The sequence below is a fragment of the Alphaproteobacteria bacterium PA2 genome, assembly GCA_002256425.1.
Classification (GTDB): Bacteria; Pseudomonadota; Alphaproteobacteria; order Caulobacterales; family Caulobacteraceae; genus Phenylobacterium.
In genome coordinates this window covers 3,079,752-3,093,332 of record NKIZ01000001.1, presented here as the reverse complement: position 1 = coordinate 3,093,332, position 13,581 = coordinate 3,079,752, and the positions used below count along the sequence as shown (strand labels likewise).

Annotated in this window: 14 protein-coding genes; 12 read left to right on the top strand and 2 right to left on the bottom strand. The window is 63.7% G+C overall.

The genetic code is table 11. From position 1 onward, the window contains the following. The first annotated feature begins 121 nt into the window (after positions 1 to 121). The 10 genes from CFE28_14875 (at position 122) to CFE28_14830 (ending at position 10,347) form a co-directional block, all read left to right on the top strand. Positions 122 to 580, top strand: coding sequence for a hypothetical protein (locus CFE28_14875; protein OYU71164.1), 459 nt, complete (start codon positions 122 to 124; stop codon positions 578 to 580). A 72-nt stretch (positions 581 to 652) separates the two neighbouring features. Further along, entirely contained in the window at positions 653 to 2,305 is a 1,653-nt protein-coding gene (ccoN, locus tag CFE28_14870) for a cytochrome-c oxidase, cbb3-type subunit I (protein OYU71163.1), read from the top strand. Between the two features lie 13 nt (positions 2,306 to 2,318). Next, a complete protein-coding gene (gene ccoO / locus CFE28_14865) occupies positions 2,319 to 3,053 on the top strand; it encodes a cytochrome-c oxidase, cbb3-type subunit II (GenBank protein OYU71162.1) in 735 nt (244 codons plus the stop codon). Continuing rightward, a complete protein-coding gene (locus CFE28_14860) occupies positions 3,050 to 3,229 on the top strand; it encodes a CcoQ/FixQ family Cbb3-type cytochrome c oxidase assembly chaperone (protein OYU71161.1) in 180 nt (59 codons plus the stop codon). The genes ccoO and CFE28_14860 overlap by 4 nt, the downstream gene beginning before the upstream one ends. Further along, entirely contained in the window at positions 3,216 to 4,082 is an 867-nt protein-coding gene (ccoP, locus tag CFE28_14855) for a cytochrome-c oxidase, cbb3-type subunit III (GenBank protein OYU71160.1), read from the top strand. Before CFE28_14860 ends, ccoP begins: the two co-directional genes overlap by 14 nt. Positions 4,083 to 4,087: 5 nt before the next feature. Beyond that, positions 4,088 to 5,596 (top strand): cytochrome c oxidase accessory protein CcoG, encoded by a 1,509-nt coding sequence (gene ccoG, locus CFE28_14850; protein OYU71159.1) that lies wholly within the window; start codon positions 4,088 to 4,090, stop codon positions 5,594 to 5,596. After that, positions 5,589 to 6,074, top strand: a complete 486-nt coding sequence (locus CFE28_14845; GenBank protein ID OYU71158.1) for a ferredoxin — start codon at positions 5,589 to 5,591, stop codon at positions 6,072 to 6,074. The genes ccoG and CFE28_14845 overlap by 8 nt, the downstream gene beginning before the upstream one ends. A 107-nt stretch (positions 6,075 to 6,181) precedes the next feature. After that, the gene (locus CFE28_14840) at positions 6,182 to 8,242 is read left to right on the top strand and encodes a cation-transporting ATPase (GenBank protein ID OYU71736.1); all 2,061 of its coding nucleotides are present in this window, start codon (positions 6,182 to 6,184) and stop codon (positions 8,240 to 8,242) included. Next, the gene (gene ccoS / locus CFE28_14835) at positions 8,239 to 8,394 is read left to right on the top strand and encodes a cbb3-type cytochrome oxidase assembly protein CcoS (GenBank protein OYU71157.1); all 156 of its coding nucleotides are present in this window, start codon (positions 8,239 to 8,241) and stop codon (positions 8,392 to 8,394) included. Before CFE28_14840 ends, ccoS begins: the two co-directional genes overlap by 4 nt. 72 nt (positions 8,395 to 8,466) lie before the next feature. Next, entirely contained in the window at positions 8,467 to 10,347 is a 1,881-nt protein-coding gene (locus tag CFE28_14830; GenBank protein OYU71156.1) for a GGDEF domain-containing response regulator, read from the top strand. A gap of 4 nt (positions 10,348 to 10,351) precedes the next feature. Here the strand turns inward: CFE28_14830 and CFE28_14825 are convergent, their stop codons facing one another. Together CFE28_14825 and CFE28_14820 are read right to left on the bottom strand one after the other, a co-directional pair. Next, a complete protein-coding gene (locus CFE28_14825; protein OYU71155.1) occupies positions 10,352 to 11,878 on the bottom strand; it encodes an EmrB/QacA family drug resistance transporter in 1,527 nt (508 codons plus the stop codon). 159 nt (positions 11,879 to 12,037) lie between these two features. Beyond that, positions 12,038 to 12,388 carry a hypothetical protein gene (locus CFE28_14820; protein ID OYU71154.1) on the bottom strand — a complete coding sequence of 117 codons (351 nt, stop codon included), beginning with the start codon at positions 12,386 to 12,388 and terminating at the stop codon, positions 12,038 to 12,040. 299 nt (positions 12,389 to 12,687) lie between these two features. Between CFE28_14820 and CFE28_14815 the strand changes: the two genes are divergently transcribed. Further along, positions 12,688 to 13,275, top strand: a complete 588-nt coding sequence (locus CFE28_14815; protein ID OYU71153.1) for a transglycosylase — start codon at positions 12,688 to 12,690, stop codon at positions 13,273 to 13,275. Then, entirely contained in the window at positions 13,272 to 13,580 is a 309-nt protein-coding gene (locus CFE28_14810) for a type VI secretion protein (protein OYU71152.1), read from the top strand. Before CFE28_14815 ends, CFE28_14810 begins: the two co-directional genes overlap by 4 nt. The last annotated feature ends 1 nt before the right edge of the window (position 13,581 follow it).

Below are 13,581 nucleotides of genomic sequence, written 5' to 3'. Positions count from 1 at the left end.
TCCTTGGCAGAAGTTGCAACTGCGAACGCACAGGAGGAATTGATGTTCGATACGAAAACCGCATTTCTGGCCCTCGTGCTGGCCAGCTTTGCTTCATTTGCCGCCGCTGTCGTCTGGGCGCATGTCTGCACCCTCGTCACAACCAAGGCCAAACGCTGAATCTGCCGACCTGGTCGCAAGCCATCGCGCCGGGGCGGCCTTACAACGAGGATGCCCCGTGCGCCGGCTTGCGTTCATCACCCTGGTCCTTTGTGTATCCGCGGCCCTTCCGGCCGCTGCGGCCCAGAGCCGCGCGTCAGTGCGGGGCTACAGACTGGCTGTCGCCCGGTGTTCGACCTGCCACGCTGTAGAGCGGACCGGTTCCAGCCCCAATCCCAAGTCGCCGCTCTTCCGCGACCTCTCGGCGATCTATGAAGAACACAGCCTTCAGGAAAAGCTGACCGACATTGAAGAGTCGGGTCACTACGACATGCCGCCCATGCGGCTCCATTCCAATGAAATCAGCGACCTTGTCGCCTATATGAATCGTCTGGGCCAGGCCTCGCCCCGCCGGCCCCGTGGGACTCCCGCCGGGCTTTGAGCCATATCAAGGCTGCCCCTCAAAGAATCCTGCACCGATCAGGATGATTGAAACTTTGAGGGCCATGGGGAAATGACCGCCGAGATTCAGCGACAGGCTTCACCCGCGAATGCGGTGGTCCTGCAAATACTAACGGGGGTGCTTGCGCTGGGCGCCCTGCTTGCAACGGCGTTCTCGCCAGATCCGCTGTTTCGCCTCCAGGGATGGATCTTCCTGGGCGCATTCGTGATCGCCTGCGGGGCGCTGACCATCGGCATAGCCAATGGTCAGTTCCAGAATGACCAGTCCCGCTATGAGGACGGCGTGGTTCGCGCCGGGGTCATCGCCACCATGTTCTGGGCGGCGGTTGGCATGCTGGTCGGCGTGGTCATCGCCTGCCAGCTGGCCTGGCCCAAGATCTTCTACTTCCCGGAATTCGGTTGGTTGAACTTCGGGCGGCTGAGACCTCTCCACACCTCAGGCGTGATCTTCGCCTTTGGGGGCAACGCCCTGCTCTGCACATCCTTCTATGTGGTTCAGCGGACCTGCCGGGCCCGCCTGGCCGGGGGCATGGCGGCCTGGTTCGTGTTCTGGGGATATCAGCTGTTCATCGCCCTGGCGGCGATCGGCTATCTGACGGGCATTACCGAAGGTCGCGAGTACGCCGAGCCTGAATGGATCGTCGATCTGTGGCTGACGGTTGTCTGGGTGGTCTATCTGCTGGTCTTCCTGGGAACGATCTGGAAGCGGAAGGAACCCCACATCTACGTGGCCAACTGGTTCTATCTGGCCTTCATCGTGACGGTGGCCATGCTGCACATCGTCAACAATCTGTCCCTGCCGATCAGCTTCCTGAACCACAAGAGCTATTCGGCCTTCGCAGGGGTTCAGGACGCCCTGACCCAGTGGTGGTACGGCCACAATGCGGTGGGCTTCTTCCTGACCGCCGGTTTCCTGGCCATGATGTATTACTTCGTGCCCAAGCGCGTTGAGCGGCCGGTCTATTCGTACCGCCTGTCCATCGTTCACTTCTGGTCGCTGATCTTCATCTACATCTGGGCGGGTCCGCACCACCTGCATTACACGGCCTTGCCGCAGTGGACCCAGACCCTGGGCATGACCTTCTCCATCATGCTGTGGATGCCCTCATGGGGCGGCATGATCAACGGCCTGATGACCCTGTCGGGGGCCTGGGACAAGCTGCGCACCGACCCCGTCGTCCGCATGATGACCGTGGCCATCGCCTTCTACGGCATGTCCACCTTCGAGGGCCCGCTGATGTCCATCCGGACGGTCAACGCCCTCAGCCACTATACGGACTGGACCATTGGCCACGTGCACTCCGGCGCCCTCGGCTGGGTCGGCTTTATCAGCTTCGGCGCGCTCTACTGCCTGGTGCCCTGGCTCTGGAAGAAGGAGAAGATGTACTCCAACACCTTGATTGAGTGGCACTTCTGGATCGCGACGATCGGCATCCTGCTCTACATCGCCGCGCTCTGGGTGTCGGGCATCATGGAAGGTCTGATGTGGCGCGAATACACGCCGCAGGGCTTCCTCGCCAACAGCTTCGTCGAGACCGTCGCAGCCAAGCACGTCGAGAACGTGATCCGGGTCATCGGGGGTCTCATGTACCTCTCGGGCACGCTGATCATGGCCTTCAACGTCTGGAAGACCATCGCAATGCCCAGCCCCGCAGGACAGGTCGAGTCCTCGGGTCCGGCCGCTGCATTGCCTGCTCAGGCCTAAGGGAGGACCCGATATGTGGAAGCAACACGGTAAACTTGAGCGCCACTCCCTGCTCCTGGTCCTCGGCATCCTTGTCGTGGTCGCCATCGGCGGGCTGGTGGAGATTACTCCGCTCTTCTTCCTGGAAAGCACGATCGAGAAGGTGAACGGCATGCGGCCCTACACCCCGCTCGAACAGGCCGGACGGGACATCTATGTGCGGGAGGGCTGCTATGTCTGCCACTCGCAGATGATCCGCCCCCTGCGCGATGAGGTGGAGCGGTACGGCCACTACAGCCTCGCAGCCGAGAGCATGTACGACCACCCCTTCCAGTGGGGCTCCAAGCGGACCGGACCGGACCTGGCCCGGGTCGGCGGGAAGTACTCCGACGCCTGGCATGTCGCCCACCTGACGGATCCCCGTTCGGTGGTCCCGGAGTCGGTCATGCCTCCCTACGCCTTCCTGGCGAAGAAGGAGCTCGACGAAAGCGATATCCAGCTGAAGCTTGCGGCGCTGACCAGGGTTGGCGTCCCCTACACCAAGGCTGACATCGCCGCCGCCAAGGCCGACCTGGAAGCCCAGGCCGACCCCACGGCTTCGGGCTCGGGTCTTCACAAGCGCTACGGCGCCAAGGTGATCCAGCGCGACTATGACGGTAATCCGGAAAAGATCACCGAAATGGACGCCCTGGTGGCCTACCTCCAGATGCTGGGCGGTCTGGTCGACTTCCGCACCTACAAGGCCGACGCTCCGGAGAACATGCGATGAGCAGCCTGACCTACGAAACCGTCGCGCGCATCGCCCAGCAGGGAGGAACGGTCTACTTCGGCGTCATGTTCCTCGCCGGCGTTGCCTATGCCCTTTGGCCGAAGAACCGCGAAGCCTTCCAGGACCTCGCGCGCCTTCCGCTAGAAGATGATGAGGACGATCATGTCGGAGCGTAAACCCAACGACACCAACGAAGTCGAGACGACCGGTCACGAGTGGGACGGCATCCAGGAGTGGGATAATCCCCTTCCCCGGTGGTGGCTCTACATCTTCTACGCCTGCGTCGTCTTCGCGATCGGCTACTGGATCGCCATGCCGGCCTGGCCAACCCTGAATGGCTACACCAAGGGCATACTGCACAAGTCTGACCGGGCCCAGGTGGTCGCCGACCTCTCGGAACTGCACAAGATCCGCGGCGTCGAAGGCCAGATGCTGAAGAACGCCAGCCTTGAGCAGATTGAGGCCGATCCCAAGCTTCAGGCCTACGCCCTGGCGGTTGGCCAGTCGGTATTCGGCGACAACTGCGCCACCTGCCACGGCACGGGCGGCGCCGGCGGCAAGGGCTATCCCAATCTGAGGGACGATGTCTGGATCTGGGGCGGCACGCTCCAGGACATCCAGCACACCCTCCAGGTCGGCGTCCGTTCGGAAAATCCCAGGGCGCGGTCCTCAATCATGCCTTCGTTCGGCAAGGATCAGATCCTGCCGGCGGCGCAGATCGACGACCTCACCGAGTATGTGGTCGCCCTGTCCGGTCGCAAGGCTGATGCAGGGGCTGTCCAGCGCGCAGCGCCAATCTTCCAGGCCAACTGTATTGCCTGTCACGGCGCGACCGGTGTGGGCAATCAGGCCCTGGGCGCTCCGAACCTGACAGACAAGGAGTGGCTCTACGGTTCGGCCCGCGAGGATATCCGCGGACAAATCTGGAATGGTCGTGGCGGGGTCATGCCCACCTGGGAGGCCCGTCTGGATCCTGAAACCATCAAGGCCCTGGCCGTCTACGTCCACGCGAACGCCGCAGGAAAGTAGTCTCCATGGTCGTTGTCATAGATCGGACCCGCAAAGTCTCGGGGGAGAACGCTGCGGGACCGGTCTCGGTCGCCGACCGGGTTCGCAAACAAAGCGACCCGGGCGGCGGCCTCTACAAGCGAAGGGCGCCGATCTACCCCAAGCTGGTCCACGGCCGGTGGCGGGCGATCAAGTGGGCGATGATGATCATCACCCTGGCGATCTACTACATCACGCCCTGGATTCGATGGGATCGGCCCGGGATCCTGCCCGATCAGGCGGTTCTCATCGACTTCACGGGGCGCCGCTTCTACCTGTTTGACCTGCAGTTCTGGCCGCAGGAAGTGTATTTCGTCACCGGCCTGCTGGTCCTTTCGGCCCTGGCCCTTTTCCTGGTTTCGGCCCTGTTCGGCCGACTGTGGTGCGGCTATGCCTGCCCCCAGACCATCTGGACCGACCTCTTCATCTATGTGGAGCGGCTGTTCGAGGGCGACCGGAACGCCCGCATGCGTCTCGACGCAGCGCCCTGGTCGTTCAACAAGGTCTGGCGCAAGGTCGGCAAGCACCTGACCTGGCTGGTTGTGGCTTTTTCCACCGGCGGCGCCTGGATCTTCTACTTTCACGACGCGCCCACCGTCCTGCCGGCCTTCTGGCAGGGTCAGGCGCCAGCGACGGCCTATGTCTTCTGCGCCCTGCTGACCTTCACCACCTATGTCTTCGCCGGCGGGATGCGCGAGCAGGTTTGCATCTATATGTGCCCCTGGCCCCGCATCCAGGGTGGCATGCTGGACAATCATTCCCTCCAGATCACCTACAAGCACGACCGGGGCGAGCCTCGCGGTCCGCACAAGAAGGACGCCACCTGGGAGGGACGCGGCGACTGCATTGACTGCGGCCAGTGCGTCATCGTCTGTCCCATGGGGATCGATATCCGCGACGGTTCGCAGCTTGCCTGCATCAACTGCGGCCTCTGCGCCGATGCCTGCGATGAGGTCATGGCCAGGGTCGGCCGACCCAAGGGCCTGGTCGCCTACGACACGGACTCGGCCGTCACAGACCGGGTTGAAGGCCGGGAGGGCGTCTATCGCCTGATCCGCCCCCGGACACTGGTCTATGCCGGAGCCCTGGCTCTTGTCGCCGTCGTGATGTTGTGGGGTCTGACCCACCGGACCTTCATCAGCGTGCACGTCCTTCGCGACCGCAATCCGACCTTTGTGCGACTTCATGATGGGGCGATCCGCAATGGCTACACGCTGAAAATCGCCAATCGCAGTTTCACGACCGGCGCCGCCAGGATCGAATTCGAAGGACCCAAGGGGGCCCGGCTGGAAACCCCGGCTTCCGCGGCCACCACAGGGCCGATCTTCGCCCTTGTCGAGGCCAATACCGATCGCGCCGTCAGGGTGTTTGTCACCGTGCCGGAGGACTCGCTGCACGGGCCCCATCTGCCGGCGAAATTCACTGTAACCCTGCCTGGCGGCACGGAAGCCGTCGAAACGACCTTTGACTCTGATGCTGAGGACGATGATGACTGAATCAACCGCAACCCCCCCACGCGGTCTGACCGGATGGCATGTTCTGGCCATGGTGGTGACCTTCTTCGCAGCGATCATCACTGTCGACGCCATCTTTCTCGTGCAGGCCTACAGGACCTTCCCGGGCGAAGTGTCGGTGACACCCTATGAGGATGGCATTGCCTATAATCGAACCCTCGCCCAGCTCGCCGAGCAGGAGAAGTATGGCTGGCGGGCGACCGCTGGCGCCGAGCCGGGCCGGGCAGTGGTGGAATTCCGCAATGAAGGCGGCGAGCCGGTTCAGGGCCTGTCCTTCGCAGCCAAGCTGGAACATCCGGCTACGGAATCCGGCCGCCTGACTCCGAAGTTCCGGGAAACCGCGCCGGGACGATATGAGGCCGAACTGACCGGCGTTCACGGCGCCTGGGACCTGACGCTCGTCGCCTCCAATCCAGCGGGCCAGAGATTTGAAGCGGAGCGGAGGCTCACTTGGCCCTAGTCGAGACGTCTCTCCCCCACGTCGACCTGTCGGCCTTCGTCAAACCCAGGTCAGAGGACGAAGGGCTCCTGGAGCTTCTGGTGCCTGGCGCCCACTGCGCAGGGTGCATGGCCAAGGTAGAGGGCGAGATCAGCCGCCTGACGGGCGTGCGTTCCGCCCGGCTGAATCTCAGCACCGGCAAGCTCGCGGTTTCACTGAGGCGGGGCGGGGACCCGGTGCTGGTCCTCGATACCCTTGAGCGCATAGGTTATCCCGCGACCCTCTTTGACCCTGAAGCGGCGGAAGAGGCCCAGGACCGCGAAGGGCGCACCATCACCATGGCCCTGGCTGTGGCCGCCTTCGGGGCCGGCAACGCCATGATGTTCTCGGTCCCGATCTGGGCGGGACTGTTCGGCCAGGAACTGGGCCCGGCGACGCGGACCCTGATGCAATGGGCCAGCGCCGTGATCGGCGCACCCTGCGCGGTATTCGCCGGCATGGTCTTCTTCAAATCGGCCTGGCGGTCCCTGAGGGCCGGGCAGGCCAACATGGATGTGCCGATTTCCATCGGGGTGCTTCTGACCCTGGCCGTGAGCTTCCTGGAAACCGTGCTCCACGGCCGGGACACCTATTTTGACGCCGCCGTAACCCTGCTCTTCCTGCTGTTGATCGGCCGCTGGCTTGACCACAGTCTGCGGCGCAAGGCCCGCGGAGCTGCGGCGGACCTCCTGGCGCTTCAGGCCTCGACCGCCATTCTGGTGGATCAACAGGGCCATGAACGCCGCGTTCCCCTCCGCGATGTATCGCCGGGCGATCTCCTGCTTGTCCGGCCGGGCGAGCGCATACCCGTTGACGCCCGCGTGGTCTCGGGAACATCGGATCTCGACAACGCCATTCTGACCGGCGAGACGGCGGCCGTCCCGGTCAGGACGGGCGAGCTCTGCCGGGCCGGGGCGATGAACCTGAATGGTCTCCTGACCCTGGTCGCACTGGCCAGGTCGGAAGACTCGACCCTTGCCGAGATTGCGCGACTGGTGGAGGCCGGATCCCAGTCCAAATCCGCCTATGTCCGTTTGGCTGACAAGGCCGCGGCGATCTATGTCCCCGTGGTCCACTCTGCTGCAGCCCTGACCTTCGTGGCCGGATGGGGGCTCGGCCTGTCTCCGCGGGAAGCCCTTCTCAGGGCCGCGACCGTTCTGATCATCACCTGTCCCTGCGCCCTGGGGCTTGCGGCGCCAGCGGTCCAGGTGGCGGCGGCTTCCCGTCTGTTCCGCCGTGGGGTCCTGGTGAAGTCGGGCATCGCCCTCGAACGCCTGGCCGAAGTGGATCGCGTCTTCCTGGACAAGACCGGTGTCCTGACCGAGGGCCGCCCACGCCTGCTGGCCGCCAATCCGGCGGACGTAGAACGCGCCGCCCCCCTGGCGCGCGCATCGGCCCACCCGCTGGCCAAGGCCCTGGCCCTGGCCGCCGGGCCCGGGCCTGTGGCCGGAGAGGTCAAGGAGACACCAGGTCAGGGTCTTGAAGCCGTTGTGGAGGGGCGCACCTATCGGATGGGCAGGGCCGATTTCGTTGGCGCCGGGGGGCGGACCTCCGGGGAGACCGAACTCTGGTTTGGCGAGGTGGGCGGCGAAGCCCTGTGCTTCCGCTTCGCAGACTCCCTGCGGTCAGACGCCGCCATTACGGTTGCGGGCTTGCGCCAAAGAGGCTGTGAGGTCGAGATCCTGTCTGGCGATCTTGAAGGCCCCACCGCCACCGCCGCCCATAGCGCCGGCGTTTCGGTCTGGAAATCGGGTCTGACACCCCAGGACAAGGCATCGGCCGTCGAGGCTGCGACCACCAGCGGGGCCCGCGTCCTCATGGTCGGTGACGGACTGAATGATGTAGCGGCCTTGTCCAAGGCCCATGCCGCCATGGCCCCTGGCACTGCCCTGGACGCCAGCCAGACGGCAGCTGATCTCATCTTTTCGGGAGACAAGCTGGGTTCTGTCCTCGAGGCCCTTGATGTCGCCCGCGCCGCCAGGAAGCGCGCCCTTGAAAACTTCGCCTTTGCGGCCCTGTACAATCTTATTGCGGGACCAGCAGCCATGTTGGGTCTGATCAATCCCTTCGTCGCCGCCCTGGCCATGTCGGGATCCTCACTGGTGGTGACGCTGAACGCCCTGCGCCTCCTCAAGGGAGGCCAGAAGTGAACATCCTTGTCCTGCTTGCCCCCTTCTCCCTGGGGCTGGCCCTGATCGCCCTGGGCGCCTTCTGGTGGACCATGAAGCACAACCAGTACGAAGATCCACAGGGCGACGCTGCACGGATCCTGATCGAGGATGACGAGGATCGCCCGCTCTGATTGAGGAGTTCCCGTCTGTCGGGAAGATGCGGATTCGGCGTTCCGTTAGGGGTTTATTGGAATTCAAATGGCATGGTTCGCCCTCTTGTTCTGAGGGTCAGTCCGATTTCGTTTTCCAAGCCCAGACCGGCTTCGCCTGGCAGCTTCTCCGACCTGGCGGGTCAGGATGCGGGCATGGCGTCTTCGACCATTCTGACCGTGGTCGTCAGCCCCCGTGCAGAGGCCCTGCAGACCCTTGAGCCCCTCGTCCGGCAGGCCATGCCGTCTGAGACCCTGGCCTCGGCGGCGGACGCCAGCGAGGCCCTGTCCTTCTTTGAACAGGCCCGATATCTGGGGCGGACCGCGGCGATCTTCCTGCTGGATTATCGGGGCGTCGGCGTCGACGACCTGACGACCTGCGTTCTGGAACTGCGGCAGGCCCTTCGGGACGCCGAACTGCTGATCCTGGTCGAAGCCACCGACAGCCCGGCCCTGGCCGCCTGTCTCAAGGTCGCCGGCTCCACTGAACGCATGACCTTCCTGACCGCGCCCATGGAGCCACTCCTGGTGGTCCGCACCCTGCGCGCGGTGGCTGAGCGGCAGAGGACTGGCGCACACTCCAAGCGGGCCCTTCGGGACAGCACCGAGGTGATCAAGGGTCTGGAGCTGCAGATCCAGGAGCTTCGCACCCGCCTCGACATCGCCAAACATGCCGCACGACACGATCACCTGACCGGCGGCCTGAACCGCACGGGCTTTGTTGAAGAGCTCACGGCCCGTCTGGCGCGAAATCGCCAGATGCAGAATGTCATCATGGTCGACCTTGACCGGTTCAAGGCGGTCAATGACACCCTGGGACACGCCGCCGGGGATGAACTGGTCCGCAAGATCTGCACCGGCATGGCTGGGGTCCTGCCCAATGGGGCCATTCTGGCGAGACTGGGCGGCGACGAGTTCGGGATCGTCGTGGAGGCCCTGACCGATGTCGGGATGAACGAGCTGTGCAACAAGGTCCTCAAGGTCGCCAGCCAGTGCCGCATCATCGCCGGTCACGAGGTCCAGGTCAGCGCCTCGATCGGCGTCGCCCGTCAGGGATCCACCCACAGCGAGGTCGAACTCCTGCGCCAGGCGGACCTGGCGCTCTACGCCGCCAAACGCGAAGGGCGGAACCGTTACAGGGTGTTCGACAACGACCTCGACGAGGTCACGCAGTATCGCCTGACCATTGAGAATGGCCTTGAGCGGGCGCTGAATTCCGGCCAGTTCAAGATGGTCTACCAGCCCATTGTGAAGGCCGACACCCGTGCGATCCTGGGATATGAGGCCCTGGTGCGCTGGGACAGCCCCGACTATGGGTCCATCCCACCCGATCAGTTCATTCCCATCGCCGAGGAAACCGGTCTCATTCTGGATATCGGCGACTGGATCGCCCGGGAGGCCCTGCGCGACTGCCGCAAGTGGAACCTGCCCTATGTTTCGATCAACCTCTCTTCCCGCCAGTTCCTCAGGCACAATGTTGGCGAACGCATTCTGCGGTATGCCGCCGACGCGCACGTCGACCCCAGGCGCATCCAGATCGAGCTGACGGAAACCGCCATCATCGATGACGTCGAGCGCGCCTCGTACAATCTGGGCGTCCTGCGCGACGCCGGCGTCCGGGTGGCGCTGGATGATTTCGGCACCGGCTATTCCAGTCTGGTCTACCTCAAGCAGTTCGCCATTGACTGCATCAAGATCGACAAGTCCTTCGTCGACAACATCACCCGGGAGCGGCAGTCGGCGGTTATCGTGGCTTCGGTGGCCAAGCTGGCCGAGTCCCTTGGCATGAGCGTCATTGCCGAAGGGGTTGAGACCGAGGACCAACGCACCATTCTGATCGCCTCGGGCTGCGGCATGCTTCAGGGCTTCCACTTCGGTCGCCCGACACCGGCCGGTGAATTGATCCCCGGCCACATGGACGATCCCAAGGTCTGACCCTTCAGTCTGCGGCCACCTCGTGCGTCGGTCTCGCGACCGGCGGCGGCGGGCGCATGATCAGCAGCAGGGGCACAATCACCAGGGACGCCAGCAGCAGGACCGAGAACACCCAGTCATAGGCGACCATGGCCCCCTGGCGGGTGATCTCGCTATTCAGCGTCATGATCCCCGACTGGCTTGATGGATCCAGGAACTTCGGCAATGCCGCCGAAATGACCGGATCTGACGGCTGGATATGTCCCGCCAGAACCGAGTGGACCGAGACGCTCTGGCGCACGAGCAGGGCCTGGGCGACAGAGATTCCCACACTGGATCCCAGGCTTCGGGCCATGGTGTTGACAATGGTCCCTTCAACCCGGTGCACAGGCGAAAGGGTGGCGAAGGCCAGGATGGACAGGGGCGCGAACATCATGCCCGTGCCAAAGCCCTGGATGAAGCCGGAAACCATGATCGAGTCGGACGTCATTTCCAGCGAGAACCGGGTCATCATGTAGACGGCGATGGAACTGATCGCCAGACCGGTCAGCAGGACGCGACGGGCCCCGATCAAGATCATTAACTGGGGTATCAGAAGAAAGGCGATGAGCGAGCCAATGCCTCTCGGCATGCTGGCGTATCCGGCATGAAGGACGGAATAGCCCATCAGGCTCTGCATCATGGTCGGCAGGAGGGCGGTGGTCGAAAACATCAAGCCGCCGATGAAGAACGAGATGATGGTCGAGGTGGCGAAATTCCGGTCCCGCATGAGGTCGCGATGGAAGAACGGATTCTTTGCGGAAAGGGTCTGGGCCACGAAAACCCAAAGTCCGATCAGCACCGCCATGCCATAGGCGCAGATCTCCGGTGAATGGAACCAATCCTGGCCTGGCCCACGGTCCGCCATGAGCTGAAGACCGCCGACAAAGACGACCAGGGCAGTAAACCCCAAGGAGTCAAAGGGCCTTTGTCGCCCCCCTTCGTCGTCGTCCATGAAGGTGTAGAGGCCGAAGAAAGCCAGGATTCCGATTGGCACATTGATGTAGAAAACCCATCTCCAGGACAGATTTTCAGTCAGCCAGCCCCCAAGGGCCGGCCCCAGGATCGGGCCGACAATGACCGCTGCGCTCCACAAGGCCATGACACGCGGAACCTGTGCGGGTGGGTAGATATCCAGCATGACGGTCTGGGAAAGGGGCATCATGGACGCGCCGGCTATCCCCTGAAGCAGTCGGAAAAAGACGATCTCCGGAAGGTTCGTTGCGACGCCGCACAGCATGGAAGCTACCGTGAAGCCGAAGATCGACAGCAGGAACATGCGCTTTCGGCCGAACTTCTGGGACAGCCAGCCGGAGAGGGGCGTCATGATCGCTGTGGCGATGATGTAGGAGGTCAGCACCCAGGTGATCTGATCCTGGGCCGCCGACACGCTGCCCTGGATATGGGGCAGGGCGACATTGGCGATGGTCGAATCCAGCGTGTTCATCAGGGTCGCCAGCATCAGGGCGCCCGTAATGGGAATGCGGTTGGCGATGTCGCGGGGCGAAGTCATGCGCCGGGGCCTTTGCGGGATGGTCCCACGGCCTTGCTAGATGATCCTGATCTGACCATGGCCGACTGGCGTCTCACCCCCAAATGGCGTTCTGGCCATTCAGCTCGAAACGCTGAAACGGCATAACACGGTCAAAACCGCCCCGCACAGACTGAAGTTTCATTCAGTCCCGCCATTGCGCTGGATGTAGGCCAGCAGATCCCCGACCTGTGCCGCTGTAAGGGGTCTGGCCGGCATGTTGTAATGGCCCTCCCGGGTCAGATTTTCCAGACGGCCGGGCAGGGCGGCGGTGTGGCGTAACCCCGGGTCAGAAAATCCCGGCGCGGCGCCTTCGGAACCTGGGCCGGGTCCGTCAATGTCGTGGCAGGCCGCGCAGGATGCCGCAGCGATCGCTCTGCCTCTGGAGACGGGCGTATCGTTCCTGTCGCCGGAGATTCCTGCGCACCCGGCCAGAGCCAGGTCCAGGGCGACCAGCGCCAGGAAGAGTCCGGAGTGCCTTAGGTTCGCCATCTTGAGCCAGAATCCTTCCAGTCCTGCAGTCGGGTCGGGGACTCAATGCAGGCCTTCTGATTGTCCACCCGCCAAACCTTCAGGTCCAGTTGCATCACGGACGACCCAACGCCCGATCAAGTTGTCCACATTGTTGCTGGGGTAAGGCGCTTGCGCCCATTCCGGGGGGATGGTTTGAATTGGTTGAAGGCCGGATAGAGCCTGAAGTGATGGCTCAAAGAAGATTGAGGCCCCGGGTGTTGGGATTGTCGCGCGCATTGACCGTCTGGAGGGGCCTATCCGGCCTCTCAACACGGCTGATGACCGTTGCGCTGGCGGTTCTGGCCTCCAGCGCGGCCCGCGCCCAGGTGATCGAGATCAGCGCTGATGGGCAAACCGAAGTCATTTCCGGGCCGGTGGTGACCACGGATTCCGGCAGGTCCCTGATCGCGGCCCCGGTGAATCCGTCACAGATCGCCGTCGCCAGGCCCGCCGCAAGGGCAGATGTGGTGCAGGCCATCCAGGAAACCTCCGCAGCCGTGCAGATCAGCGACCGGCTGATCGAAGCGGTCGCCTGGCAGGAATCCCGGCTCAATCAGACAGCGGTTTCACCGAAGGGCGCGCGGGGCGTCATGCAGCTCATGCCGGGGACGGCCAGCCAGTTGGGCGTCCAGGCCGAGGACATGAGGGACAACATCAAGGGCGGGGCGGTCTATCTCAAACAGCTCCTGGGACAGTTCGACAACGATCTTGTCCTGACCCTGGCGGCCTACAATGCTGGCCCCGCTGCCGTGCGGAAGTATGGCGGCGTGCCCCCCTACCGCGAAACCCAGGCCTATGTGGCCGCCATTCTGGCAAGACTGGCGGCGTCGGAAGCTTCAACCCTTGTTGCTCGGAGCCGACCATGATCCGCCGGACATCCCTGGCGCTCGCCCTGACGGCGACGGCCTCGAACGCCCTGGCCCAGACGGTGGCGACGGACCCGGCCGGTTCATCGCCGATCGTGGCCGCCCTGGAGTGGGTGCAGGGGACCTTGCTGGGAAACCTCGCCACAACGGCCGCAGTGATCGCGGTTGCAGTGGTGGGCTTCATGATGCTCACCGGGCGCATTGAATGGCGGCGTGGCCTGACCGTGGTGATCGGCTGCTTCGTCATTTTCGGAGCTGCTGCCATCGTCGCCGGCATCCGGTCCCTGGCCAGCGGAATCCACTAGA

Coding starts and splice junctions, on each gene's coding strand:
- CFE28_14875 (OYU71164.1), top strand. CDS start 122: ATGTCTGCACCCTCGTCACAACCAAGGCCAAACGCTGAATCTGCCGAC.
- ccoN (OYU71163.1), top strand. CDS start 653: ATGACCGCCGAGATTCAGCGACAGGCTTCACCCGCGAATGCGGTGGTC.
- ccoO (OYU71162.1), top strand. CDS start 2,319: ATGTGGAAGCAACACGGTAAACTTGAGCGCCACTCCCTGCTCCTGGTC.
- CFE28_14860 (OYU71161.1), top strand. CDS start 3,050: ATGAGCAGCCTGACCTACGAAACCGTCGCGCGCATCGCCCAGCAGGGA.
- ccoP (OYU71160.1), top strand. CDS start 3,216: ATGTCGGAGCGTAAACCCAACGACACCAACGAAGTCGAGACGACCGGT.
- ccoG (OYU71159.1), top strand. CDS start 4,088: ATGGTCGTTGTCATAGATCGGACCCGCAAAGTCTCGGGGGAGAACGCT.
- CFE28_14845 (OYU71158.1), top strand. CDS start 5,589: ATGACTGAATCAACCGCAACCCCCCCACGCGGTCTGACCGGATGGCAT.
- CFE28_14840 (OYU71736.1), top strand. CDS start 6,182: ATGGCCAAGGTAGAGGGCGAGATCAGCCGCCTGACGGGCGTGCGTTCC.
- CFE28_14830 (OYU71156.1), top strand. CDS start 8,467: ATGGTTCGCCCTCTTGTTCTGAGGGTCAGTCCGATTTCGTTTTCCAAG.
- CFE28_14825 (OYU71155.1), bottom strand. CDS start 11,878: ATGACTTCGCCCCGCGACATCGCCAACCGCATTCCCATTACGGGCGCC.
- CFE28_14820 (OYU71154.1), bottom strand. CDS start 12,388: ATGGCGAACCTAAGGCACTCCGGACTCTTCCTGGCGCTGGTCGCCCTG.
- CFE28_14815 (OYU71153.1), top strand. CDS start 12,688: ATGACCGTTGCGCTGGCGGTTCTGGCCTCCAGCGCGGCCCGCGCCCAG.
- CFE28_14810 (OYU71152.1), top strand. CDS start 13,272: ATGATCCGCCGGACATCCCTGGCGCTCGCCCTGACGGCGACGGCCTCG.